At 46.9% G+C, this 23,865-nt stretch carries 21 protein-coding genes; 17 read left to right on the top strand and 4 right to left on the bottom strand.

Features of this window, described 5'->3' with window-relative positions:
• Positions 1-7: 7 nt before the first annotated feature.
• Positions 8-1,816, bottom strand: a complete 1,809-nt coding sequence (gene recQ / locus Q3C19_RS12605; protein ID WP_302729728.1) for a DNA helicase RecQ — start codon at positions 1,814-1,816, stop codon at positions 8-10.
• Between the two features lie 290 nt (positions 1,817-2,106).
• On the opposite strand from recQ, the gene Q3C19_RS12600 reads away from it, so the two are divergent.
• The 6 genes from Q3C19_RS12600 (at position 2,107) to Q3C19_RS12575 (ending at position 7,518) form a co-directional block, all read left to right on the top strand.
• Positions 2,107-2,574 (top strand): AraC family transcriptional regulator, encoded by a 468-nt coding sequence (locus Q3C19_RS12600; protein WP_071148852.1) that lies wholly within the window; start codon positions 2,107-2,109, stop codon positions 2,572-2,574.
• Positions 2,575-2,798: 224 nt separating this feature from the next.
• Positions 2,799-4,850: a dihydrofolate reductase gene (locus Q3C19_RS12595; RefSeq protein WP_302729740.1), complete on the top strand. Its 2,052-nt coding sequence runs from the start codon at positions 2,799-2,801 to the stop codon at positions 4,848-4,850.
• Between the two features lie 131 nt (positions 4,851-4,981).
• A complete protein-coding gene (locus Q3C19_RS12590) occupies positions 4,982-5,644 on the top strand; it encodes a DNA alkylation repair protein (RefSeq protein WP_302729738.1) in 663 nt (220 codons plus the stop codon).
• Positions 5,645-5,998: 354 nt separating this feature from the next.
• Positions 5,999-6,469, top strand: coding sequence for a hypothetical protein (locus Q3C19_RS12585; protein WP_288910932.1), 471 nt, complete (start codon positions 5,999-6,001; stop codon positions 6,467-6,469).
• A 10-nt stretch (positions 6,470-6,479) separates the two neighbouring features.
• Positions 6,480-6,812 carry a hypothetical protein gene (locus Q3C19_RS12580; RefSeq protein WP_302729725.1) on the top strand — a complete coding sequence of 111 codons (333 nt, stop codon included), beginning with the start codon at positions 6,480-6,482 and terminating at the stop codon, positions 6,810-6,812.
• Positions 6,802-7,518, top strand: coding sequence for a hypothetical protein (locus Q3C19_RS12575; protein WP_302729723.1), 717 nt, complete (start codon positions 6,802-6,804; stop codon positions 7,516-7,518). The genes Q3C19_RS12580 and Q3C19_RS12575 overlap by 11 nt, the downstream gene beginning before the upstream one ends.
• A gap of 128 nt (positions 7,519-7,646) precedes the next feature.
• Here the strand turns inward: Q3C19_RS12575 and Q3C19_RS12570 are convergent, their stop codons facing one another.
• On the bottom strand, positions 7,647-8,114 hold the full coding sequence (locus Q3C19_RS12570; protein ID WP_302729721.1) for an HU family DNA-binding protein: 468 nt from the start codon (positions 8,112-8,114) through the stop codon (positions 7,647-7,649).
• Positions 8,115-9,174: 1,060 nt separating this feature from the next.
• Here Q3C19_RS12570 and Q3C19_RS12565 point away from each other — a divergent pair.
• Positions 9,175-9,663 carry a Fur family transcriptional regulator gene (locus Q3C19_RS12565; protein WP_022162165.1) on the top strand — a complete coding sequence of 163 codons (489 nt, stop codon included), beginning with the start codon at positions 9,175-9,177 and terminating at the stop codon, positions 9,661-9,663.
• A complete protein-coding gene (locus Q3C19_RS12560; RefSeq protein WP_022162164.1) occupies positions 9,660-10,931 on the top strand; it encodes an adenylosuccinate synthase in 1,272 nt (423 codons plus the stop codon). Before Q3C19_RS12565 ends, Q3C19_RS12560 begins: the two co-directional genes overlap by 4 nt.
• A gap of 179 nt (positions 10,932-11,110) precedes the next feature.
• Here Q3C19_RS12560 and Q3C19_RS12555 read toward each other — a convergent pair whose 3' ends face one another.
• The gene (locus tag Q3C19_RS12555) at positions 11,111-11,455 is read right to left on the bottom strand and encodes a helix-turn-helix domain-containing protein (RefSeq protein ID WP_022162163.1); all 345 of its coding nucleotides are present in this window, start codon (positions 11,453-11,455) and stop codon (positions 11,111-11,113) included.
• A 196-nt stretch (positions 11,456-11,651) separates the two neighbouring features.
• Between Q3C19_RS12555 and Q3C19_RS12550 the strand changes: the two genes are divergently transcribed.
• Together Q3C19_RS12550 and Q3C19_RS12545 are read left to right on the top strand one after the other, a co-directional pair.
• Positions 11,652-12,632: an aldo/keto reductase gene (locus Q3C19_RS12550; protein ID WP_302729718.1), complete on the top strand. Its 981-nt coding sequence runs from the start codon at positions 11,652-11,654 to the stop codon at positions 12,630-12,632.
• Between the two features lie 215 nt (positions 12,633-12,847).
• Positions 12,848-14,152 (top strand): alpha-L-fucosidase, encoded by a 1,305-nt coding sequence (locus tag Q3C19_RS12545; RefSeq protein ID WP_277122720.1) that lies wholly within the window; start codon positions 12,848-12,850, stop codon positions 14,150-14,152.
• A gap of 18 nt (positions 14,153-14,170) precedes the next feature.
• On the opposite strand, the gene Q3C19_RS12540 is transcribed toward Q3C19_RS12545, so the two are convergent.
• Positions 14,171-15,724, bottom strand: a complete 1,554-nt coding sequence (locus tag Q3C19_RS12540) for a phosphatase PAP2 family protein (RefSeq protein ID WP_302729716.1) — start codon at positions 15,722-15,724, stop codon at positions 14,171-14,173.
• A gap of 365 nt (positions 15,725-16,089) precedes the next feature.
• Between Q3C19_RS12540 and Q3C19_RS12535 the strand changes: the two genes are divergently transcribed.
• The 7 genes from Q3C19_RS12535 (at position 16,090) to Q3C19_RS12505 (ending at position 23,797) form a co-directional block, all read left to right on the top strand.
• Positions 16,090-16,791: a zinc metallopeptidase gene (locus tag Q3C19_RS12535; protein ID WP_302729714.1), complete on the top strand. Its 702-nt coding sequence runs from the start codon at positions 16,090-16,092 to the stop codon at positions 16,789-16,791.
• Between the two features lie 171 nt (positions 16,792-16,962).
• Positions 16,963-17,457 carry a 3'-5' exonuclease gene (locus tag Q3C19_RS12530; protein ID WP_302729712.1) on the top strand — a complete coding sequence of 165 codons (495 nt, stop codon included), beginning with the start codon at positions 16,963-16,965 and terminating at the stop codon, positions 17,455-17,457.
• A 638-nt stretch (positions 17,458-18,095) separates the two neighbouring features.
• Positions 18,096-18,545 (top strand): hypothetical protein, encoded by a 450-nt coding sequence (locus tag Q3C19_RS12525; RefSeq protein WP_302729710.1) that lies wholly within the window; start codon positions 18,096-18,098, stop codon positions 18,543-18,545.
• Positions 18,546-18,746: 201 nt separating this feature from the next.
• Positions 18,747-20,111 carry a histidine--tRNA ligase gene (gene hisS / locus Q3C19_RS12520; protein ID WP_287642297.1) on the top strand — a complete coding sequence of 455 codons (1,365 nt, stop codon included), beginning with the start codon at positions 18,747-18,749 and terminating at the stop codon, positions 20,109-20,111.
• Positions 20,112-20,733: 622 nt separating this feature from the next.
• On the top strand, positions 20,734-21,006 hold the full coding sequence (locus Q3C19_RS12515) for a co-chaperone GroES (protein WP_021847043.1): 273 nt from the start codon (positions 20,734-20,736) through the stop codon (positions 21,004-21,006).
• A gap of 41 nt (positions 21,007-21,047) precedes the next feature.
• Positions 21,048-22,682 (top strand): chaperonin GroEL, encoded by a 1,635-nt coding sequence (gene groL, locus Q3C19_RS12510; protein WP_071148982.1) that lies wholly within the window; start codon positions 21,048-21,050, stop codon positions 22,680-22,682.
• Positions 22,683-22,777: 95 nt separating this feature from the next.
• Entirely contained in the window at positions 22,778-23,797 is a 1,020-nt protein-coding gene (locus Q3C19_RS12505) for a low specificity L-threonine aldolase (protein WP_302729705.1), read from the top strand.
• Positions 23,798-23,865: the final 68 nt, after the last annotated feature.

Raw genomic sequence — 23,865 nt, 5'->3', positions numbered from 1 at the left:
TTACACCTCAGACAAATCGTCTGATAAGCTCGACGAAGGCCTGTCCGTATTTGCGTTTCTTGTATTCGCCTATGCCACTGATGTTTCCGAATGCTTCGATAGTGGTTGGCCTTTGCTGCACCAACAGGTGTAGTACTTTGTCGGATAATACAATGTAGGCAGGCAGGACTTCTTCGTCGGCCAGACGCTTGCGTAAGGCTTTTAATGCTTCGAACAGTTCTTCTTCTCCGGTTTCGATGCCGGCGAGGGGGAGTTGAGGCGTACTGACAACCTTTCTGTATTTGCTTTGTTTCTTATCTTTTGTTTCTTCGCGTCTGATGACTACCAGACTTGCTTTTTCCCTGCCGAAGAGTACGTCGTTGCCGGCAGGAGTAATCTTTAAATGATTGTTTTCGTTATAGGCTATCTCGAAGTATCCCAGTTGTAGCATTTGCAGCAGATAGTCTTGCCAGTCGCGGGCAGGGATGTCTCGTCCTGCTCCGTATGTTTTCAACTGATGGTATTCTTTCTCTTTCAGCTCTGCGTTCAGGTTGCCTCGCAGAATGTCTATCAGCATTTGTGTGCCTACCTGCTGGTTGGTACGTGCGATGGCGCTTAAAGCCTTTTGTACGATGATGGTACCGTCGAAGCGCTCGGGCGGGTTTTTGCATACATCGCAATTACCACAATCGTGCGTTCGCTGTTCGCCAAAGTAGTTCAGCAGAATACGCCGCCGGCAGATGTCGGCTTCGGCATACTGTTGCATGCGGTGCAGCTTTTCCAGATTAATATCACGCTGCCCGCTTTCGGTAGCAAATTTGGTCAGCAGAATGAGGTCGGCCATAGAGTAAAATAGCAGGGTGTCACTGGGCAGTCCGTCGCGTCCGGCACGTCCAATCTCCTGATAAAAGCTTTCAATGCTTTTGGGCAGGTTATAGTGTATCACCCAGCGCACGTTGCTTTTGTCGATCCCCATGCCAAAGGCGACTGTGGCGCATACCACCTGTACACGGTCGTTGATGAAATCTTCTTGTGCCTGATTTCGTCTTTCTGGCTCCAGTCCGGCATGATAGATGGCTGCCCGTATTCCGTTTTTCCGTAGCATTTGTGCTACTGTTTCCGTCTTGTTCCGGCTCATGCAGTAGATGATTCCGCTTTCTCCCCGGTGTCTTTCTATAAAGTCGAGAATCGCTTTGCTTTTCTCTTTTTGCTGATACCCTCGTTTCACAGTCAGACTTAGGTTGGGACGGTCGAATGATGATATAAAGATGCGCGGCTCTCGTAGCCGCATCTGTTTAACGATGTCCTGCCGGGTCAGTTTGTCGGCGGTGGCGGTCAGGGCAATGATAGGTATCCGTGGAAACATCTCCCGCAGAATACCCAGTTGGGTATATTCGGGTCGGAAGTCGTGTCCCCATTGCGAGATGCAATGTGCTTCATCGATGGCAAAAAACGAGATGTGTATGTCGCGCAACAGGTAGTTGGCTTCGGCCAACAGTTTTTCTGGCGAGATATACAGTAGTTTCAGTTTGCCTTCCATGCAGGAACGGCGGATCTGCATGTTCTCGGTTTCATCATTGTTGCTGTTCAGCGCAGCGGCTGCTATTCCGTTGGTACACAGACTCTCTACCTGATCTTTCATCAAGGAAATAAGTGGAGAAATTACGATGGCTGTACCTTCGCAAAGAAGTGCAGGTATCTGGTAGCAAATGGATTTGCCTCCTCCGGTAGGCATTAGTACCAGCGCATCTTTTTTCTGTAGCAGGTGACGGATAATTTCTTCTTGCTGGGGTCGGAAACTGTCGTAACCGAAATATGTCTTGAGGGTATGTAGCATATAATGATGTTTGGTTTCAGGGGACAAAATTACATTATTTATCAGGAATGTCTGCAATTCTTTGAATGCTTGTTTATTATTAATTTGTCAAGTGTAGAAAGCAATTATACGTTAAAAAATCTTATTAGACCTGCTTTAGACGCTTTATATCCATATTTTGCATGTTTATGCACTAAAAATATGTACGGAAAAAGTTGCATATAAAAAAAAAATGTCAGACTTTTGTAAAGTATAAAAGGAAATTGTTGAGATTTTCTTGAAATGAATAAACCCCTAACCAGTTAAGTAAAATGAGTGATTTAGAAAACAAAGTGCAGGAAGAAACTTCAAAGAAGCGTCCTTACAACCTGCGCGAGAAGAAAGAAAAGAATGCTGCTTACCGTTCTTTGATCCGTCCGGAATTGGCAGATGAGTTGTACGACAAAATATTGAACATTATTGTTGTGCAGAAGAAGTACAGAGATCCCGATTATTCAGCCAAAGATTTGGCAAAGGAGTTACAAACAAATACACGTTATTTGTCTGCTGTGGTTAATTCTCGTTTTGGAATGAATTATTCTTGTTTGTTGAATGAATATAGAATCAAGGATGCATTGCATTTGTTGACCGATAAACGTTATGCCGACAAAAATGTAGAAGAAATCAGCACGATGGTAGGCTTCGCCAATCGTCAGTCGTTCTATGCTGCGTTCTACAAGAATATGGGCGAGACTCCAAACGGTTACCGTAAACGTCATGCCGAGAAAAATAAAAAGTGAAAAGCTTGCATAAAGCTTGGCCGAGTTTCGCAAATTTAATTTCATGACACAACATGGGAATGGTTAATTGAGTTTGCGAAAGTGGGAAAGCTCGTAAAAAGGAAATATTCTGAAACTGGGTTTTGGAATACTTCCTTTTCTCGTTTAAAAATACAGATATCATTAGCTACTGTTTTTTTTGAGTAGTTTATTTTAATGCGAATCTTGTCCTTATTTTGAATATGATGAAGAAACAATTATTATCGATGGCCGCTGGGGTAGCTTTATTGGCTGCATGTGGCGGAAATCCCAAAACAACAACTGCCGAGGCAGACAAATTTGATTATACAGTGGAACAATTTGCTGATTTACAGATTTTACGTTATCGGGTGCCAGGGTTTGAAGACCTGTCCCTGAAACAGAAAGAACTGGTTTACTATCTGACTGAAGCGGCTTTGCAGGGTCGCGATATTCTGTTCGACCAGAATGGTAAATACAATCTTCGTATTCGCCGTGCACTCGAAGCTGTTTATACCGGCTATAAAGGCGATAAGAATTCTGCCGATTTCAAGGCAATGGAAGTGTATCTGAAACGGGTGTGGTTCTCCAACGGCATCCATCATCATTACGGATGCGAAAAGTTTGTGCCGGGCTTTACTCCGGAATTCTTCAAGCAGGCTCTGGCCAGTGTCGATGCTTCCGAACTGCCTTTGGCCGAAGGGCAGACATTGGATCAGTTCTGTGATGAGATATTTCCGGTGATTTTCGATCCTACCGTAATGCCTAAGCGTGTCAATCAGGCCGATGGCGAGGATCTGGTGCTTACTTCCGCCTGCAACTATTATGAGGGAGTGACGCAGAAGGAAGCCGAAGACTTTTATAATGCCATGAAGGATCCGAAGGACGAAACGCCTATCTCTTACGGATTGAACAGCCGCTTAGTGAAGGAGAATGGAAAAATTCAGGAGAAAGTATGGAAGGTCGGCGGTCTTTACGGACAGGCACTCGAAAAGATTGTCTATTGGCTGAAGAAGGCCGAGACTGTAGCCGAAACGCCCGAACAGAAGGCTGTTATCGCCAAACTGGTGGAATATTATGAAACGGGCGACCTGAAGACGTTCGATGACTATGCCATCCTTTGGGTAAAGGACTTGAATTCGCGTATCGACTTCGTCAACGGATTCACCGAGAGTTATGGCGATCCGCTGGGAATGAAGGCCAGCTGGGAGTCGTTGGTCAACTTCAAGGACCTGGAGGCAACCCGCCGTACCGAGATTATCAGCAGCAATGCCCAGTGGTTCGAGGATCATTCGCCCGTCGATAAGCAGTTCAAGAAAGAAAAGGTAAAAGGTGTATCGGCCAAAGTGATTACCGCTGCCATCCTGGCCGGTGACTTGTATCCCTCCACGGCAATCGGAATCAACCTGCCCAATGCCAACTGGATTCGCAGTCAGCACGGTTCCAAGTCGGTTACCATTGGCAACATAACCGATGCTTACAACAAGGCTGCTCATGGCAATGGCTTCAATGAAGAGTTCGTTTATAGTCAGGCCGAGCTGGACAACATCAACAAATATGCCGATCTGACCGATGAACTTCACACCGACTTGCACGAGTGTCTGGGACATGGTTCCGGCAAATTGCTTCCGGGTGTCGATCCTGATGCACTGAAGGCTTATGGCTCTACCATCGAAGAAGCACGTGCCGACTTGTTCGGTTTGTATTACGTAGCCGATCCTAAACTGGTCGAGCTTGGCCTGCTGCCCGATGCCGATGCTTATAAGGCGCAGTTCTATACTTATCTGATGAATGGCTTGATGACGCAGTTAGTGCGTATTGAGCCGGGTAATCAGATTGAGGAAGCCCACATGCGCAACCGTGCCCTGATAGCCCGTTGGGTGTACGAGAAGGGTGCTGCCGACAAGGTGGTCGAACTGAAGAAGAAAGACGGCAAAACCTACGTGGTAGTGAACGACTACGCCAAAGTGCGCACTCTGTTTGGCAACCTGTTGGCCGAGATACAGCGTATCAAGTCAACCGGCGATTTCGAGGCAGCCCGTCAGCTGGTCGAGAACTATGCCGTGAAGGTTGATCCTGAACTTCATGCCGAGGTGCTCGAACGCTACAAGAAGCTGAACCTGGCTCCTTACAAAGGTTTTGTCAATCCGAAGTACGAGGCCGTTACCGATGCCAATGGCAATATCACCGATGTAAAGGTGACCTACGACGAAGGTTATGCCGAGCAGATGCTTCGCTATAGCAAGGATTATGCTACTCTGCCTTATGTCAACGAATAAGGCTTGAGGTCGCTTTGTTTGGATAATTCAGGCATGGATTGCACGGAAAAACACGGAGAGGAAAATAAAGATAATCCGTGAAAATCCGTGTCACCCGTGCCTAAAATGATTTTATATACCGCATTTGAATGATGGACTTACACGAACAACTGAAAGATATCAAGACTCAACTCCGCCTTTCGATGAACGGCGCCGTGTCACAAAGCATGCGCGAGAAAGGTCTTGTCTATAAACTGAATTTTGGTGTGGAACTGCCGCGTATCAAAAGCATTGCCGCCGCTTACGAGAAAGATCATGCGCTGGCGCAGGCCTTGTGGAAAGAAGACATTCGCGAATGCAAGATTCTGGCCGGTCTGCTGCAACCCGTTGAAACGTTCTATCCCGAGATTGCCGATATCTGGGTGGACACCATGCCCAACAACGAGATTGCCGAACTTACATCGATGAATCTTTTCCAGCATTTGCCGTATGCTCCGGCCAAGGCTTTACAGTGGATTGCCGATGAACGCGAGCTTGCACAGGTCTGCGGTTTCCTGACCATTGCCCGTCTGCTGATGAAGAAGGGCGACATGACCGACCGCGTGGCCAATGAGTTTCTCGATCAGGCAGTTTGTGCTTTTCTGTCGGGAGGGTATCAGGTACGCAGTGCCGCTATGGCCGCCATTCGTCGCTTCATACAGCACAGCGAAGAACATGCCTTTATGGTTTGTCGCCGTGTCGAGGGGATGAAGGATTCTTCCCAAGAATCGGAACAGCTTTTGTATGGCTTGGTAAAGGATGAAGTAGGAGGGTAAAGACGTAAGTAAGAAGGGGAAATTCAAAAAAAGAAAGAACTGTACTTCAAAAGTTTTTATTAAATCTTTGGAGTGCAGTTCTTTTTTTATATTTTTGCCGTGCAAGAGTAGCGACTCTACACAATACATATTAGAATTTTAAGAAGCGTTATGCTTATCTTGTAAAGTTGAAACCTGAGAAATTTCATAAGTGAATACAAGGATAGCATAGTGGTTCTCACGCATATAGCGTGGGCTGCTATTACCTTATCTGTCTGTATTCACAGGTTTTCTCAGGACCTCAACTTTAGACGTGGGCATTGCAGTTCCACGCTTCGTGTTTTTATAACTATCTTGGGGGCTGGAGATAATAATATGGGAGGTGATTATATGGAAAAGGTGGTCTGTCCGAATTGTGGGGAAAAGTTAGTGGTGGATAGATGTTTAAGTGAAAAAGATGCTGTAATGAAGTGTTGTCATTGCAAGAAGAACTTTAATGTCTCTTACGATGAGAAGACTTTTCCTGCTAAATTCAACTCATTCAACTGGGGTGCATTCTTAATGGGGTGGATATGGTGTTTAGGTAATGGAAAAATAGGGTTAGGTTTTCTGTTATTCTTGTTATATTGCTTTGTGAATATACCTTATATTGGGATTTTGTTTTCAATTCCAGGGCTTATCATTTCTTTTTGGTTAGGCGTAAGAGGGAATAAAATAGCATGGAATAATAAAGCGTGGAAATCGGTAGAAGAATTTGAGAAAGTACAAAAAAGTTGGACTGTCGCAGGGGTAATACTTCTATCTATTGCTTTCATTTTCGGTCTTTTCGCTGTTTCTAAACTTTAACTGTAATATTATGAGAATAGAAGAAATTGATCCTAAGGAAAATCATCCCGTCATTAATGAACGCCAAACGAACATTAAGACAATAAAAGAAACCCATCCGAACAAAAATAAGCAGATGCCCTCACGTAGTTATTGGTTCCCATTATCAGAAGGAAACAATAGGTTATTATGTGTATTATGTGTTATTTTAACGGTAATCGTGGCAGCAGGGCAAGATGAGGATGATGTCGTGACTGCTATCTTCGTTACTCCCATTGTTGGATTTATATTATACTTGGCTGCAATTTGGGTATATCAAGGTTTCAAAGAATCCTCAAAAGTCTCCGACGACAATGAAAAATAGATACGCAATCCCGTTGGCTGTATTAATCATATTGATATTGGGTATATTGAGCTCTATTGTCGATATGGAAGTCGAAGAAAAGAAAGAAGAAAATCGGGAACGGTATTTATCGGGATATTACGATGAACCCGTCTTAATGGAGCAGTCTATTTTTACGAAAGATTGGGATACATATCAGATGTATGGGGTATTTAGCATTAAAATACCTCCTTCGATGGAAGTTAAAGATACAAGTTGCATTTATACGCCTAATATGTACGATTATCACTGGAAAAGGAGACGTATTAAAAGTCTCCCTATCATCTTTACCCAAAAGGGACTGGCTGCAAGAGACTCTTCTGCATTCAACACTTATTGTCGGATCATTATTGATTTGGAACAAGGGCAGAAAGGAGATTTCTTGAAAGCGGACGAAAAAGAAGAACTGTCCATTGAGGATATTCGCTATATTCAAGAATTAGTAGATGTTGGCGACTACAAGTTGTTGGGAAAACCGGATGTCTGTTGGGCTAGAATCGGAACTATATATGCCCTAAACATTGAATACGAAAGGGAGGGTGAAGAAAATTACCAAACAAACGTAAACACCTATCTACTATTTAATGATGACCAAAATATTGTCATAACATTATCTTATAGGAGAGAAGATGAAAGCCTGTGGGAAAAGGACCTGGAAGCTGTCATAGGCAGTTTCAAATGGGGGTAGTCCTTGATAGGAAGCCGTCGTAACTAAGTTTTCAAGTTCAGAAATCCTGCTATTGATACGTGACACAAATAAGCTGATAAAACACCCTCTACATTTTATCAGCTTATTTGCATTTTTACGGGTTCAGCTTATCCTAACGGATCCTCACCTCCACCTCCGGATGAAGTCCCTCCTTCGCTGCTGTCAGGAGTGGTCAGTGCTTTGTCGTATTCAATCCATTCGAGGCTTTTGCTAACCATACTGCGGGTGGCTGCTCCTGTAGAAGCAGGATAGGTGGTCTCGGGGGTGAAATTTACTTTTACGCGTTGCAGTTGTGTCTGAAAATCGAAGTCTTCTTCGTTTTTCACGCCTTTTGTGTTCAGTCCTAATCGGAAAGAACCGAGTCCTTCCAGTTTTACGCTTTTGCCTTGGGCCATGTATTGTGACATGACGTCTGCCATTTCCGTCAATACGGCTTTAACGTCCGTTTTGGTGACGGTGCTTCTGTCGGCCAATGCTTCTGCTATTTGATCGGTATTGATGGCGGTGCCTATGGTGATGGCACGGGGATAATATACTTCGGTTTTCTTATTGTATGCTTTTTTATAGAATGCCATATTCGTGATATTTATTGGGGGTTAATAATCTGATTGTGTTTTGTGATGGGTTTGTCGCGATGGCTTTATGGGGGTACTTGTTGGGCTATGTCCTGTTGTCTCTATGGGCATATCCCAGCGAAGTTTAGGCCATGAGGGCTGTATTATGATAGTGGATGGTGAAATAATGGGATGGCGAAGCTGGTCTTATTTGTATGGATTATGGTTTTACTTTGTAATCTATTTTATCATTTGCTTTTGATGCTCTTCTTCTCTCTTTTAGATAATATAACGGAGAAAATCTGTTTATGTTGCTCTGTTGTTTAGGTTTTTCATACATAATACATATTTTTTAATAGCGTTTTTGCCTATGTTTGAAGCACTAAGCTATAAAATAATAGCAAAAGTCTTTTTTGAAGGGCGCTTCCGTGGCTTTTGAATTCGAAAGAACGTTTTGTTTTATAGCTAAGTACTTATTCCTGAGCCCTTAACGAATTGGGGATGGATTGGTCTCTGAGACGTGAGTTTGGAACATTCAGAAATTGCGAAATCTGGATTGGGAATTTGCGATGGAGAATTTTTCCAAAGGGGCTTTCGGAGGTAATTTTTCTTAACCGAAAAGTTGCCATGTTGGGTATTTCAAAAGGTATTAGCTTTTGAAACAGGTTTTTGTATGCAAAATTAGTATTTTTAGCCAAGAGCCCAAGATTTGTTTCTCTCCTTCCTTTTCCCTCTTCTGATACTCATATTGTAAAAAAAAGTAGTAAGAAAATTACAAAAAAAAGAAACTTTTCCCGATTTTCTTCGTTACTACTTATGAGTAGTTAATTAAGTAGTAATATCAGTAGTAAGTAGTCATACTATAAATAATATCAGTAGTAATATCAATAGTAGGTAGTCATACTAATGTATTATCAGTAGTAAGTAGTTATATGATGTCCTTACTTTAGATATTATGTCTTTACTTTGGAAATCTATTTTTCTCTCTTTCTCTGTAGTTTCTAAAGAAAAAATCCCTATTATCACTTGCTTTCAACAAAAAAGGCTTAACTTTGTAAACTGTAAGTAACTGAACCCCGATATGGAAAGTCAGAATGTGAAAGATACGGTCAGGCAGATATTCACCGAATATCTCAATGCGCACGGGCATCGCAAGACACCCGAACGTTACGCCATACTCGATACCATCTATTCCATTGACGGGCATTTCGACATTGATACGCTTTACTCGCTGATGGCCGATCAGGAGAATTTCCGTGTCAGCCGTGCCACCCTCTACAATACCATTATTCTGCTTATCAATGCCCGGCTGGTCATCAAGCACCAGTTTGGCACATCTTCCCAGTACGAAAAATGTTATAACCGCGATACGCATCATCATCAGATCTGTACGCAGTGTGGCAAGGTGACCGAGTTTCAGAATGAAGAGCTGCAGCATGCTATTGAAAATACCAGACTGGGGCGTTTCAACCTGACGCACTATTCATTGTATATGTATGGCTTGTGCAGCAGGTGCGAGCGTGCCAACAAACGGAAAAATAAGAACAACAATAATAAAAAAGAAAAATGAAAGTAGACATTCTATTAGGATTGCAATGGGGCGACGAAGGCAAAGGCAAAGTCGTTGACGTATTAACTCCGAAGTACGATGTAGTAGCACGTTTTCAGGGTGGACCGAATGCCGGTCATACGTTGGAGTTCGAAGGACAGAAATATGTGCTCCGTTCCATCCCCTCGGGTATTTTTCAAGGTGACAAGGTAAATATCATCGGTAATGGTGTCGTGCTCGATCCGGCTTTGTTCAAGGCTGAGGCCGAGGCGCTGGAAGCTTCCGGACATCCGTTGAAGGAGCGTTTGCACATCTCCAAGAAGGCACACCTCATTCTGCCTACTCATCGTATTCTGGATGCTGCTTACGAAGCTGCCAAAGGCGATGCCAAAGTAGGTACTACCGGTAAGGGAATCGGTCCTACGTATACCGACAAGATCAGCCGTAACGGTGTGCGCGTAGGCGACATCCTGCACAACTTCGAGCAGAAATATGCAGCCGCCAAGGCCCGTCACGAGCAAATCCTGAAGAGCCTGAACTATGAATACGACCTGACCGAACTGGAGAAAGCCTGGTTCGAGGGTATCGAATACCTGAAGCAGTTCCCGCTGGTAGACAGCGAGCACGAAGTAAACGGACTGTTGAAGGAAGGCAAGTCGGTGTTGTGCGAAGGTGCACAGGGCACGATGCTCGACATCGATTTCGGTTCTTATCCGTTTGTAACCTCTTCCAACACCATTTGTGCCGGAGCCTGCACAGGTCTGGGTATAGCTCCTAATAAGATTGGAGATGTATACGGTATCTTTAAGGCCTACTGTACACGTGTCGGAGCTGGTCCGTTCCCTACCGAGCTGTTCGACGAAACCGGTGAGAAGATCGGAGCACTGGGACATGAGTTCGGAGCAGTGACAGGTCGTAAGCGTCGCTGTGGATGGATCGACCTGGTAGCTTTGAAGTATTCGGTGATGATCAACGGCGTTACCAAACTGATTATGATGAAGAGCGATGTGCTCGACACATTCGATACCATCAAGGCATGCGTAGCTTACAGAATGAACGGTGAAGAAATCGAATACTTCCCCTACGACATTACTGAAGGTGTAGAGCCGGTTTATGTAGAACTGCCGGGTTGGAAGACCGACATGACCAAGATGCAGAGCGAAGACGAATTCCCTGAAGAGTTCAATGCGTACCTCACCTTCCTGGAAGAACAGTTGGGCGTACCCGTTAAAATCGTTTCAGTAGGTCCCGATCGCGAACAGACGATCGAACGATATACCGAAGAATAAGCCAGAATTTCGGATTCGAAAGAAGAAGAGGGTTTGTCAGGAAAAACATGATGCCTTGTCCGCTGCCTGATGGCGGGGATGTTGCGTAATCGTGGTTTCCGGACAGGCTCTCTTCTTTTTTATTGAGCACGAGTGAGAAGTTTTCCGGGGTATTACCGGCTGGGGCAGTACGTAGCCGTTTACAGTTTCAGGGCTTCGTAGATGTGGCGGTGTTCTTCTCCCCAGTCGTCCATTATGTCGATGATGGGCAGCAGGCTTTTACCCAGTTCTGTCAGATGGTATTCGCTGTGGGGTGGCAGTTCCGGATAAATAGTCTTGGCTATGATCTGGTCTTCTTCCAACTCGCGGAGGTTCTGGTCCAGTACGCGGTTGATGGCTTCCGGTATTTCCCGATGAAGCTGGCTGGGACGTTTAGGCCCCTCGCGCAAGGCATCGATGATGCAAGGTTTCCATTTTGAGCTTATCACACACATGGTGATGCGGATGCCGCACGACAGATCCAAAGGATTTTTTCTTTTGTACATGGTTTATTTTTGTTTTATGCGCAAATGTATGAATTATATTCTGTTGTAAGTCAGTATACCAGTTAATTTATCGGTATATGTATAATTTCTCATGTATTTATTAATTCAATGTCGTATACTATCTTTGTGCTTATAATTGCAGATATGGATATACTATTATTGTTTACTGGTATAATTATAAAAAAGGACTGACATTATGAATTACAGAATTTTAGGGAAAACCGGCTTTCGTATCAGCGAGGTTTCACTTGGCACATGGCAGCTGGGTTCGAAGTGGGGCGATCCTTTCGATAAAGAAGTAGCCTTCAAAACGCTTGAAGCAGCATGTGAGCAAGGCATCAATTTCTTCGATACAGCCGATATTTATCAGGGCGGATTGAGCGAAAAAACTATTGGCGAGTTCTTGAAAGGACGTAGCGAGCGCATTTACGTGGTGACGAAATGTGGTCGGGGACTTAATCCTCATAATGCGGAAGGCTATAATGCCGAAAACCTCCGTCGGTTTGTTTTCAACTCCTTGCAGAATATGCAACGGGATTGTCTCGACATGGTACTTCTGCACTGTCCGCCTTCGGAGGTCTACTCCAAGCAGGAAGTGTTCGATACGCTCGATGCGTTGAAGCGGGAGGGTTGTATTCTGCATTATGGAGTAAGCGTGGAACGTATCGATGAGGCTCTGGAGGCAATGAACCACGACATCTCGGCCATAGAAATCATATTCAACATGTTCCGTTTGCGTCCGGCTGATGAACTGTTCGCTAAAGCCAAGCAGCAGAATGTGGGGGTTATTGTCCGGGTGCCTTTGGCAAGCGGGTTGCTTTCGGGAAAATATACGCTGGAAACTACCTTCGGTAAAGACGACCACCGTTCGTACAACCGTAACGGAGAATTTTTCGATAAAGGCGAAACCTTTTCCGGTGTCGATTATGCTACCGGCGTAAAGGCGGCACAAGTGATCAAAGAACGGTTGAATACAGACAACCTGGCTTTGGCTGCCTTACGCTACATTCTGATGTACGATGCTGTCAGCACGGTGATTCCCGGAGCCAGCACACCTGCCCAGATTGCAGCCAATGCAGCCGCTTCTGCCCTTCCTGCATTTACTGACGAAGAGATGAAGGTGGTGCGTGAGGTATACGATGAATATATCAAGGAGCAGGTTCATAAGTTGTGGTAAAAACGGCATTATTCGCTGTTTTTATTCGCGGTTTTCATCGATTTCATTAACTTTGTATGTTGTACGCCCGTGGTGGCAGAACGGTTGTCTGTTCTGCTGGCATGGGATACATTATATATAATATAGTATATAACTATAAGGTTACATCGGGACCTGAATATAGCTTACTTATTGACGGGTACTGAGGTAGCTTTTACAAAAAACAATGGTGATTTATGAAAACACATTTTCTTGCTTCCCTGCTGTTGTTGGCCGGCTTGTCGCTGCCTCTGCGTGCACAGCATTATGTTCCTACTGAGGAGAATCTGAAATCGCGTCAGGAGTTTCGCGATGCCCGTTTCGGCATTTTCCTGCACTGGGGCCTGTATGCCATGCTGGCTACGGGCGAGTGGACCATGACCAACAACAACCTGAACTATAAGGAGTATGCCAAGCTGGCGGGAGGTTTCTACCCATCCCGCTTCAATGCAGCCGAATGGGTGGCAGCCATCAAGGCTTCGGGTGCCAAGTATATCTGCTTCACCAGCCGTCATCACGAAGGATTCTCCATGTTTCATACCCAGTACTCTGATTATAACGTAGTCGATGCCACTCCCTTCAAGCGTGACATTCTGAAGGAACTGGCCGACGAGTGCCACAAGCAGGGCATCCGTCTGCACCTGTATTATTCGCACCTCGACTGGTATCGCGAAGATTACCCATGGGGCCGTACCGGCCGCGGGACAGGACGCCCCGACGCCAAAGGCAACTGGCCTACCTATTATCAGTTTATGAACAACCAGCTCACCGAACTGCTAACCAACTACGGCCCGATAGGAGCTATCTGGTTTGATGGTTGGTGGGATCAGGATCAGAATCCCGACTTCGACTGGCAGCTTCCCGGACAGTATGAGCTTATCCACAAGTTGCAGCCTGCCTGCCTTGTAGGCAACAACCACCATCAGGTGCCTTTCGAGGGTGAAGATATCCAGATTTTCGAGCGCGATCTGCCGGGCGAAAACAAGGCTGGACTTTCGGGACAGGACGTCAGCAGCTTGCCGCTGGAGACGTGCGAAACCATGAACGGCATGTGGGGATATAAGATTACCGACCAGAACTACAAGTCGGTTAAGACTTTGATTCACTACTTGGTGAAGGCGGCAGGCAAGGATGCCAACTTGCTGATGAACATCGGCCCTCAGCCCGACGGCTGTCTGCCCGAAGTGGCTGTACAACGCCTGAAGGAGGTTGGCGAATGGATGCAGACTTATGGCGAAACCATTTACGGCACGCGTGGCGGATGCATTGCTCCGCACGACTGGGGAGTGACGACACAAAAGGGGAACCGCCTGTTTGTACACATCCTGAACCTACCTGACAAAGCACTCTTCCTGCCGCTGGAAGGCAAGCAGGTGAAACAGGCGCTCGACTTCGTTACCCGTCAATCGCTGAAGTTCAAGCGGGTGGAAGGTGGCATCACCCTGTTGCTTGATGAAGTGCCGACCGAAACCGACAAGGTGGTTGAATTGGTGCTCGGCTAGTGAACCGAAGCCGATGACTCAGAAAACAAATGCAATGGCGGCGCCCAGTGTGATGTTATGCATGCTGGTGCGCCGCGTGTACGATTGTACGTCTCTGTTTCCTTCGTCGTCCGTCCACGAGTTTTTCAGGTCGTATGTCAGGCGGGGAGCGGCATAGTCATAGTCGGCAAACAGGCGCAGAGCTGCATCTTTCTTGTAGCGGTAGGTCAGCCAAAGTCCTGTTCCTATCTTGAAGGAACTGCTTCTTCTTATTTTCAGGAAATCGTCGTCCACAAACTCTTCATTCAGCAGTTCCTGTCGCGACAGACCTTCCTGCTGCATGTAGTAATCTACGTCTTCTTTGTAGAACCGGTTGTAGGTCGCTTCGTCCACCCGTGTGCGGTCGAATATCTGCGGATTGATGCGGCACACCGATTGCAGGTCGAAGTTGGCGGTCAGCCTTCGTCCTGCCAGCAGTTTGGTACCGATCTGGAACTGTGGACTGAGAGGGTAGGAGAGGTAGAGGCCTAAGTCCACGTCGAACATGCCCAGGTGGTCCGATTCCAGACCGTTCAGCAGAAACATGTTTACCGGTGCACCTTCCTGCCGGTCGTTGTCCATGTCGAAACGTTTCATGTTCTCGGCAGGGATTTCCGCTATAAGCGGAGTAGTCGATACTTTCAGTCGTCCGCCTATGCCGATGTAGGTATTCAGGAAGTAGGCTCCTTCAGCGCTGACCACCGTACTGGCACCGATGTGCAGCTTCATGCCCAGTGGTGTTCCCATTTCTGTGTCGTACAGTTCGGCGGTTTTCAGGTGAGACGGTCCAGTGGCTACCCCCATGTTGAAGGCGAGGAAGGAGGGCGGATCGTACCGTCCGAAATCTGCCGCTGCATTGCGGGCAATGTGCTGAGGCTTGAATATCAGGTCGCTGAAGAAATACCCCAGATCGGTCGCAATCATTCCGATTCCTGCTCCTACCAGCACGTCGCCTATCCAGTGGCGGTTGTTCAGCTGTCGGGTGATGCCGGTCAGCCCGGCCAGCGTGTAGCCGCCGATGCTGTACCAGGGGCTCTTCATGCCGTACTCTTTGTGCAGGATGGTGGCGCACATAAAGGCAGTGGCCGTGTGTCCCGAAGGGAAAGAGTTACGGGTTGAGTTGTCTGGCCTTCTTTCTTTGACGGTATATTTCAAGGTGTTGACCGTTCCGGCCATCAAAGCGGCTGAAAGCATATTGCTTACCGCCAGTTCTTTCCACGAACTGCGCCCTTCTATGCCGGCCAGCTTCAGTCCCCAAGTGGCAGCCAGTGGCACGTATTGCGTATAGTCATCGTAGCGTTTGTGGAAGTTGGGCTCGAACCGGTTGCGTAGGGTACGGAAATGTGTGTTCTGTTCCTTCACGATGATGCCCGACACGATTAGAGGAATGCCCATGTACGAGAAGTTTCGGGCGAAGGCTCCGTTGCTTTTGCCGGGTTGTGGAATGGCGATGCTGTCAGTCGTGTCATGTACATTACATGTTCTGGTATCTGCTTTGAGCTGGAGGAAGACAAGCTGCAATAAGATGGCGGTTAGGATAATTTTCAATGTCATAAATTCGTTCGGATAGTTCTTTGTCTCTGCCCCGTTTGTTTCGGGCTGGTAAAGATAATGCCTTGCGAGGAAAAAAACGGAGAAAGATGATGTACATGTTTTCTTTGCAATGTATTGTTTTACAGTTTATTGTGACTTTGTTTGCTGTACATTTGTTTTTTGTCTGTATGGCTGTCTGTCATGCGGGAGTGTTTTCTTTTTCTTTGTGTCTTCGTAGCTTTTTACAAGAAAGCGTGTGAGGAAAATCTATAATCTGTGTTAATTCTTGTGGTATCCTGCCAATCTTACGTTATATTTGGCAAACAATTTGTTCTGATATTTGAAAAGACAAATTTGGATTATTAATTTAAAGTAAAGAAAACAGTATGGGAACAGGAATGATAGGAATGCAATGGATTATATTTATCGGCGTAGCCGTGGTGAGCTGGATTGTGCAGATGAACCTGCAAAGCAAGTTCAAAAAGTATTCGCAGATACCGACTAACAACGGCATGACCGGAGCCGATGTAGCGCGTAAGATGCTCAACGACAACGGCATCTACGACGTGCAGGTGACTCATACACCGGGACATCTGACCGACCACTACAATCCGGCCAACAAAACCGTGAACCTGAGTGAAAGCGTATATAGCAGCAACAGCATCATGGCTGCCGCCGTGGCTGCCCACGAGTGCGGTCATGCCTTGCAGCACGCCCGTGCCTATGCGCCGCTTACCATGCGCAGCAAGTTGGTGCCGGTAGTTTCGTTTGCTTCCAGCATCATGACGTGGGTGATATTGGCAGGTATTCTGATGATCAATTCTTTTCCGGAATTGCTGCTGATCGGCATCATTCTTTTTGCCACTACTACGCTGTTCAGCTTCATCACCTTGCCGGTCGAGATCAATGCCAGCAAGCGTGCTTTGGTATGGCTCAGTGCCAGTGGCATTACCAATGCCTACAATCACAGTAAGGCCGAAGACGCTCTCCGTTCCGCCGCTTACACTTATGTGGTGGCAGCTTTGGGCTCGTTGGCAACGCTGTTTTACTACATTATGCTATTCATGGGAGGCCGTCGCGACGAGTAATCCGCAACGCCTCGCAGCATGCAACCCAAGTTTGGCTTCATCGATTTTCAGATTCCCTGTCTATTCACGGAAGGTGAGCCGGACTTGGGTTTCGTGTTGAGTGTCAACGGGTGACAGAAGCATAGGATGAGTCACGTGGATATTTCCCTTAAAAGATTGATATAAATTCCGATGAAAGATTTCGCAGCCATCGATTTCGAGACGGCCAACGGCAACCGTTCCAGCGTGTGTAGTGTGGGACTGGTTGTTGTCCGCGACGGGCGGGTGACCGACCGCTTCTACCGTCTGATCCGTCCTTACCCCAATTTCTACAGCTATTGGAATACGCAGGTGCACGGCCTGACGCGGGAAGACACCGCCGCTGCCGCTCCTTTTCCCGACGTGTGGAAGGAGGCTGCGCCGCTTATCGGCGACTTGCCTTTGGTGGCGCACAACAGTCCTTTCGACGAAGGTTGCCTGAAAGCCGTTTTCCAGGCATATGGCATGGACTATCCCGGCTATACATTTCACTGCACTTGCCGCGCTTCGCGCCGCGTGTTCGGTAAGGAACTTCCCAATCACCAGTTGCAAACCGTGGCGGCTCGTTGCGGTTACGACCTGACGCGGCACCATCATGCTCTGGCCGATGCCGAGGCATGTGCCTGCATTGCGTTGCTGATACTTTGAGCGACGCTTGTGCGGCTCGCGAGAGACACTTGTGTGGCTCGGGAGCAACACTTGCACGGCTCGCGAGCCATGCAAGCAATACTCGTGGGAGTTGCAGGCAAAACCCGTGGCAATTGCAAGTAAAACCCGAGGCCTTTGTGTGTAAAACTCGTGGACTTTTCAGACAAAACCCGGCGGCATTTTGTTCAAATCACGCCGGCTGATTACCGACGTTGCGTGGCCAAAGTTGGTAGTTACGTCCGCCATGCAGGACTTTAGTGGGTGAAAGATGGATACCAGACGCCTCTGACTGTGTGGATATACACGTATAAAAACAGAATGCAGGGAATTGCCTTCACGCTTTCACCGGTAATTTTAGGCCTGAAAATCAGTAGAATATGGTGAAAGATGAAGTTTCACCTTGATTCAGTGGAAAGCCGAAATAATGGATAAATCCGCGTTCGTCCGCCCTCATTCGCGTAGTCCGCGTATCTATCCTTCACCACAAACGGTTTATCTTCAGGGCGTTACGGTGAAACTTCACTTGGGAAATGCTGAAAAATGCATCACGGATTACTCAGATTATCACAGATTGATCATTCGGTTGCTGGTTGTATATGTATGTGGACACTACCTGCATAGGGGAACGTTTGAGGTGGATGAAAGTAAGTTTGTTGTTCGTTTTAGAGTTTAATAATATGTATAAAAATGAATATGAAATATGGATAGCAAGTCCATCTGATAGGGAATATCTGGTTGCAGAAGTTTATCATAAGTTGTTGTTCGCTGAAATAAATCAAGAACATGGTTATCTGGAAATACAGATATATCCAACTTCTGACCGGAAAATCATGGTATCCTTAAACGATTTTGTTGAGGCACTCCATGCTGCCAAGGAACATCTTCAGGCCAAACATGTTCACGCGGCTGCCGAGGATCGGATAACAATAAGGCAAAAAGACAGTAATGAGGTTTGTTTACTTAGTGAAAACAGGATGTTTGCCACAATATCAAACGGCTTGTTAGAGCTAAATATTCCCCAAGGAAGCCTCCTGAAATTACCGTTGGATCGGTTTGTAGAGATCCTAAGCAGTTACATTATTGGATGACTTTCAGATGTGTCTGTACCTTTATGGGGCGTGGGTATGTTCTTCTCCTGCAGTTCCCTGGTGTAATTCCTGTGAAAGCATGGAACGGAGTATTTTGCCCGATTGGCTGACAGCCGTTGGAATATTTAGCCCGCAGATGCCGATTTTCCGGATAAAATACTGTAACTTTGCCGCCTGATTATAAATGTAACTGATACGAATATGGCAGCAAAACCTTGTATTCCGAAAGGAACCCGTGACTTTTCGCCGGTAGAAATGGCGAAACGTAACTATATATTCAACACCATCCGCGACGTGTATCACCTCTATGGCTTCCAGCAGATAGAAACACCCGCTATGGAGATGCTTTCTACGCTGATGGGCAAGTATGGCGAGGAAGGCGACAAGCTCCTGTTCAAGATACAGAACTCGGGCGACTACTTCTCTGGCCTGACCGATGACGAACTGCTGAGCCGCAACGCCGCCAAGCTGGCCTGCAAATTCTGCGAGAAAGGCTTGCGCTACGACCTGACGGTGCCTTTTGCACGCTACGTGGTGATGCATCGTGACGAAATTACTTTCCCTTTCAAACGCTATCAGATTCAACCCGTATGGCGTGCCGACCGTCCGCAGAAAGGACGTTACCGCGAGTTCTATCAGTGCGATGCCGACGTGGTGGGCAGTGATTCGTTGCTGAACGAAGTGGAACTGATGCAGATTGTTGACACGGTGTTCAGCCGTTTCGGTATACGGGTGTGCATCAAAATCAACAACCGCAAGATTCTGACCGGTATTGCCGAAATTATCGGCGAGGCAGACAAGATAGTAGACATCACCGTAGCCATCGACAAGCTGGACAAAATAGGTTTGGACAACGTGAACGCCGAACTGCGTGAAAAAGGCATCGGCGACGAGGCCATCGCCAAACTGCAACCTATCATTCTGCTGAGCGGATCGAACGAAGAGAAACTGGCTACACTGAAGCAGGTATTGGCAGCCAGCGAAACCGGACTGAAGGGAGTGGAAGAGAGCGAGTTCATCCTTTCTACCCTGAAGGGATTGGGACTGAAAAACGAATTAGAGCTTGATCTGACCTTGGCACGCGGACTGAACTATTATACAGGTGCTATCTTCGAGGTGAAAGCCTTGGACGTGCAGATAGGTAGCATCACTGGTGGCGGACGCTATGACAACCTGACAGGTGTCTTCGGCATGGCCGGTGTGAGCGGTGTGGGTATTTCGTTCGGTGCCGACCGCATCTTCGATGTACTCAACCAGTTGGATCTTTACCCGAAGGAAGCCGTGAACGGCACCCAACTGCTCTTCATCAACTTTGGTGAAAAGGAAGCAGCCTTTTCCATGCAGGTACTGGCGCAGGTACGCGGTGCAGGCATTCGTGCCGAGATTTTCCCGGACAGCAGCAAGATGAAGAAACAGATGAGCTACGCCAACGCTAAAGGTATTCCGTTCGTGGCACTGGTGGGCGAAAACGAGATGAACGAAGGCAAGGTGACCCTGAAAAATATGGAAACCGGCGAACAGCGTCTGGTGACTCCTGATGAACTGGTGGCAGAATTGGGTGACTAACCGATAAGAAAGATAAAAGACTATTAAAAGGGAGTGGGTTTCTGCTCCCTTTTTTGTATATTTGTAATCAGGGTGTAAAAGCAATGTAACAGGCGTGGGTTACTTTTGCATCGGACTTATAAATATGGAGGAGGTTATTATGTTTTCCATTCAACTAAACGAGAACAGGCACAATCTGCTGATTGGGGTAGTAATGTTTATTGTGGCCATTTTGTTTCTTTTGTACATGGGAAGTGCCATGGTCAGTTCGACGAAGGCATTCTGGAGCATTTGAACAAGATAAACTGTGCCGAAGAAATACGGCTTTGAGAAACGAATTGATTGATTCCCTGACGATGGATTTTTCCATAGTTAGGGAATATTTTTTTCCCAGTTAGGAAATTATTTTTTCCCAGTTAGGGAAAAAATATTCCCCAGTTAGGTAATTTTCTGCATCTTCCTGACGGGCTGAAATCTGAAATTATTGCATAGGTTTGATTCGTGTAGCGTCAAATTGGCAGGAAAGGTCTGCCAATTTGTGCCGGTTGGCGTTTGGCACGCTTTTCGTATATTGTTTATCGCCTGCGTCAAGGTAGGCAGAAACAAGAAAAAATAAGTAAAACATATAAAAACGAAAAGAACTATGAACATTAAACCATTGGCAGACAGAGTTCTGATACTCCCTGCACCTGCAGAAGAAAAGACAATCGGCGGTATCATCATTCCTGATACAGCAAAAGAAAAACCCCTGAAAGGTGAAGTGATTGCAGCCGGTAACGGTACGAAAGACGAAGAGATGGTACTGAAAGCTGGTGACCATGTTCTCTACGGCAAATACGCAGGTACTGAAATCGAACTCGACGGTACTAAATATCTGATCATGCGTCAGAGCGACGTACTCGCTGTACTGGGATAAATTATCAATTTTCAATTATCAATTTTTAATTAGACGAAATCATGGCAAAAGAAATATTATTCAATATTGATGCCCGCGACCAATTGAAGAAGGGTATCGACACACTGGCTAACGCTGTAAAGGTAACACTGGGCCCGAAAGGACGTAACGTGATTATCGAGAAGAAATTTGGTGCTCCCCACATCACAAAGGATGGTGTGACTGTAGCGAAGGAAGTAGAATTGGCTGATGCTTACCAGAACACCGGTGCACAACTGGTAAAGGAAGTTGCTTCGAAGACTGGCGACGACGCTGGTGACGGTACAACAACAGCTACCGTATTGGCTCAGGCCATTGTAGCCGAAGGCTTGAAGAACGTTACTGCCGGTGCAAGCCCGATGGACATCAAGCGCGGTATCGACAAGGCCGTAGCTAAGGTGGTTGAATCTATCAAGGCTCAGTCTGAAATGGTTGGTGACAACTACGACAAGATTGAACAGGTAGGTACCGTATCTGCCAACAACGATCCCGTTATCGGTAAACTGATTGCAGATGCCATGCGTAAGGTTTCGAAGGACGGTGTCATCACCATCGAAGAGGCTAAGGGTACGGATACAACGATCGGTGTGGTAGAAGGTATGCAGTTCGATCGCGGCTACTTGTCAGCTTACTTCGTAACGAATACGGAAAAGATGGAATGTGAGATGGAGAAACCTTACATCCTGATTTACGATAAGAAGATTTCGAACCTGAAAGACTTCTTGCCTATTCTGGAACCTGCCGTACAGACTGGCCGTCCGTTGCTGGTTATCGCCGAAGATGTTGACAGCGAAGCTCTGACTACCTTGGTAGTGAACCGTCTGCGCAGCCAGTTGAAGATCTGTGCCGTGAAGGCTCCGGGCTTTGGCGACCGTCGTAAGGAAATGCTGGAAGACATTGCTATCCTGACCGGTGGTGTAGTTATCAGCGAAGAAAAGGGCTTGAAACTGGAACAGGCTACTATCGAAATGTTGGGTACTGCCGAGAAGGTTACCATCACGAAGGACAATACGACCATCGTAAACGGTGCCGGCGACAAGGAAAACATCAAGGAACGTTGCGAACAGATCAAGGCTCAGATTGCCGCTACGAAGAGCGATTACGACCGTGAGAAGTTGCAGGAACGTCTGGCCAAGTTGTCAGGTGGTGTAGCTGTACTCTACGTAGGTGCTGCTTCCGAAGTTGAGATGAAGGAAAAGAAAGACCGTGTAGACGATGCACTCCGTGCCACACGTGCTGCTATCGAAGAAGGTATCGTGCCGGGTGGTGGCGTAGCTTACATCCGTGCATTGGAATCGCTGGAAGGTCTGGAAGGTGACAATGCCGACGAGACAACCGGTATCCACATCATCAAGCGTGCCATCGAGGAACCGCTCCGTCAGATCTGTGCCAACGCTGGTAAGGAAGGCGCTGTAGTTGTTCAGAAGGTTCGTGAAGGTAAAGGCGACTTCGGTTACAACGCACGTACCGATGTTTACGAGAACTTGCATGCCGCAGGTGTAGTCGATCCGGCTAAGGTTACCCGTGTAGCTTTGGAAAACGCCGCTTCTATTGCCGGTATGTTCCTGACTACCGAATGTGTAATCGTAGAGAAGAAGGAAGACAAACCCGAAATGCCGATGAACGCCGGTATGGGTGGCATGGGAGGCATGATGTAATCAGCCGATTTCCCCTGATTAATTAGTATAAAAGCAGCCGCGGTGTCTTGCCTTGTAAAGATGCCGCGGCTTTTTTAATGATGAAGCATAAGAATATGAGAAGTTTTGCATCAGACAACAACTCAGGTGTGCATCCGCTGGTGATGGACGCCCTGAACCGTGCCAATAAAGACCATGCGGTGGGCTACGGTGATGATCCCTGGACGGAAGAAGCCGTAGGCAAGATACGCGAAGCCTTTACGCCCGATTGCGAAGTCCTGTTTGTGTTCAACGGTACCGGTAGCAATGCTGTTGCCCTGCAACTGTGTACACGTCCTTACAACCTGATACTCTGTACCGAGACGGCCCACATCTACGTGGATGAATGTGGTGCTCCTGCCCGTATGACGGGTTGTCAGATCAGGCCAATAGCGACTCCGGACGGGAAGCTGACGCCCGAACTCCTGCGGCCTTATCTGTGCCACTTCGGCGAACAGCATCATTCTCAGCCGGGAGCCATTTACCTTTCGCAGTGTACGGAGTTGGGTACGATATACAAGCCCGACGAACTGCGTGCCATTACGGAGCTGGCACACGCACATGGAATGTATGTACACATGGACGGTGCGCGTCTGGCCAATGCCTGTGCGGCACTTGGGCTGACGTTTAAGGAACTGACGGTGGACTGTGGTATTGATATCCTCAGTTTCGGAGGTACGAAGAACGGACTGATGATAGGCGAGAGTGTTATTATTTTCCATCCCGACCTGAAGAAGGAAGCGCGATTTGTCAGGAAGCAGTCGGCACAGTTGGCATCGAAGCTGCGTTATCTCTCCTGTCAGTTTACAGCCTATCTGAAGGATGACTTGTGGCTGAAGAATGCCCGTCATGCCAACCAAATGGCATTGCTGTTGCGCGACGGATTGAAAGAGCTGCCCGAAGTACGGTTCACACAGGAAGTGGAAAGCAATCAGTTGTTCCTGACCATGCCCCGTCGGGTGATCAATAAACTGCTGCAGTCGTATTTCTTCTACTTCTGGGATGAGGCGGCTGATGAAATCAGGCTGGTGACCTCGTTCGATACTACGGAAGAGGACATCCGCGAATTGCTTGCAACAGCAAAGAGCTGTTATTGAGAAGGGTGTCAAAATTAAGGGTAGCTGTATATTGGTACTTTCAGGTATGGATGACATGGCTTGGTTTG

The organism is Bacteroides sp. ET489 (assembly GCF_030518095.1).
Lineage (GTDB): Bacteria > Bacteroidota > Bacteroidia > Bacteroidales > Bacteroidaceae > Bacteroides > Bacteroides ndongoniae.
This window is presented reverse-complemented; position numbering and strand designations above follow the sequence as displayed.

What these genes read in the sequence shown, in the direction of transcription:
- recQ (WP_302729728.1), bottom strand. Translation starts at nt 1,816, where the DNA reads ATGCTACATACCCTCAAGACATATTTCGGTTACGACAGTTTCCGACCC.
- Q3C19_RS12600 (WP_071148852.1), top strand. Translation starts at nt 2,107, where the DNA reads ATGAGTGATTTAGAAAACAAAGTGCAGGAAGAAACTTCAAAGAAGCGT.
- Q3C19_RS12595 (WP_302729740.1), top strand. Translation starts at nt 2,799, where the DNA reads ATGAAGAAACAATTATTATCGATGGCCGCTGGGGTAGCTTTATTGGCT.
- Q3C19_RS12590 (WP_302729738.1), top strand. Translation starts at nt 4,982, where the DNA reads ATGGACTTACACGAACAACTGAAAGATATCAAGACTCAACTCCGCCTT.
- Q3C19_RS12585 (WP_288910932.1), top strand. Translation starts at nt 5,999, where the DNA reads ATGGGAGGTGATTATATGGAAAAGGTGGTCTGTCCGAATTGTGGGGAA.
- Q3C19_RS12580 (WP_302729725.1), top strand. Translation starts at nt 6,480, where the DNA reads ATGAGAATAGAAGAAATTGATCCTAAGGAAAATCATCCCGTCATTAAT.
- Q3C19_RS12575 (WP_302729723.1), top strand. Translation starts at nt 6,802, where the DNA reads ATGAAAAATAGATACGCAATCCCGTTGGCTGTATTAATCATATTGATA.
- Q3C19_RS12570 (WP_302729721.1), bottom strand. Translation starts at nt 8,114, where the DNA reads ATGGCATTCTATAAAAAAGCATACAATAAGAAAACCGAAGTATATTAT.
- Q3C19_RS12565 (WP_022162165.1), top strand. Translation starts at nt 9,175, where the DNA reads ATGGAAAGTCAGAATGTGAAAGATACGGTCAGGCAGATATTCACCGAA.
- Q3C19_RS12560 (WP_022162164.1), top strand. Translation starts at nt 9,660, where the DNA reads ATGAAAGTAGACATTCTATTAGGATTGCAATGGGGCGACGAAGGCAAA.
- Q3C19_RS12555 (WP_022162163.1), bottom strand. Translation starts at nt 11,455, where the DNA reads ATGTACAAAAGAAAAAATCCTTTGGATCTGTCGTGCGGCATCCGCATC.
- Q3C19_RS12550 (WP_302729718.1), top strand. Translation starts at nt 11,652, where the DNA reads ATGAATTACAGAATTTTAGGGAAAACCGGCTTTCGTATCAGCGAGGTT.
- Q3C19_RS12545 (WP_277122720.1), top strand. Translation starts at nt 12,848, where the DNA reads ATGAAAACACATTTTCTTGCTTCCCTGCTGTTGTTGGCCGGCTTGTCG.
- Q3C19_RS12540 (WP_302729716.1), bottom strand. Translation starts at nt 15,724, where the DNA reads ATGACATTGAAAATTATCCTAACCGCCATCTTATTGCAGCTTGTCTTC.
- Q3C19_RS12535 (WP_302729714.1), top strand. Translation starts at nt 16,090, where the DNA reads ATGGGAACAGGAATGATAGGAATGCAATGGATTATATTTATCGGCGTA.
- Q3C19_RS12530 (WP_302729712.1), top strand. Translation starts at nt 16,963, where the DNA reads ATGAAAGATTTCGCAGCCATCGATTTCGAGACGGCCAACGGCAACCGT.
- Q3C19_RS12525 (WP_302729710.1), top strand. Translation starts at nt 18,096, where the DNA reads ATGAAAGTAAGTTTGTTGTTCGTTTTAGAGTTTAATAATATGTATAAA.
- hisS (WP_287642297.1), top strand. Translation starts at nt 18,747, where the DNA reads ATGGCAGCAAAACCTTGTATTCCGAAAGGAACCCGTGACTTTTCGCCG.
- Q3C19_RS12515 (WP_021847043.1), top strand. Translation starts at nt 20,734, where the DNA reads ATGAACATTAAACCATTGGCAGACAGAGTTCTGATACTCCCTGCACCT.
- groL (WP_071148982.1), top strand. Translation starts at nt 21,048, where the DNA reads ATGGCAAAAGAAATATTATTCAATATTGATGCCCGCGACCAATTGAAG.
- Q3C19_RS12505 (WP_302729705.1), top strand. Translation starts at nt 22,778, where the DNA reads ATGAGAAGTTTTGCATCAGACAACAACTCAGGTGTGCATCCGCTGGTG.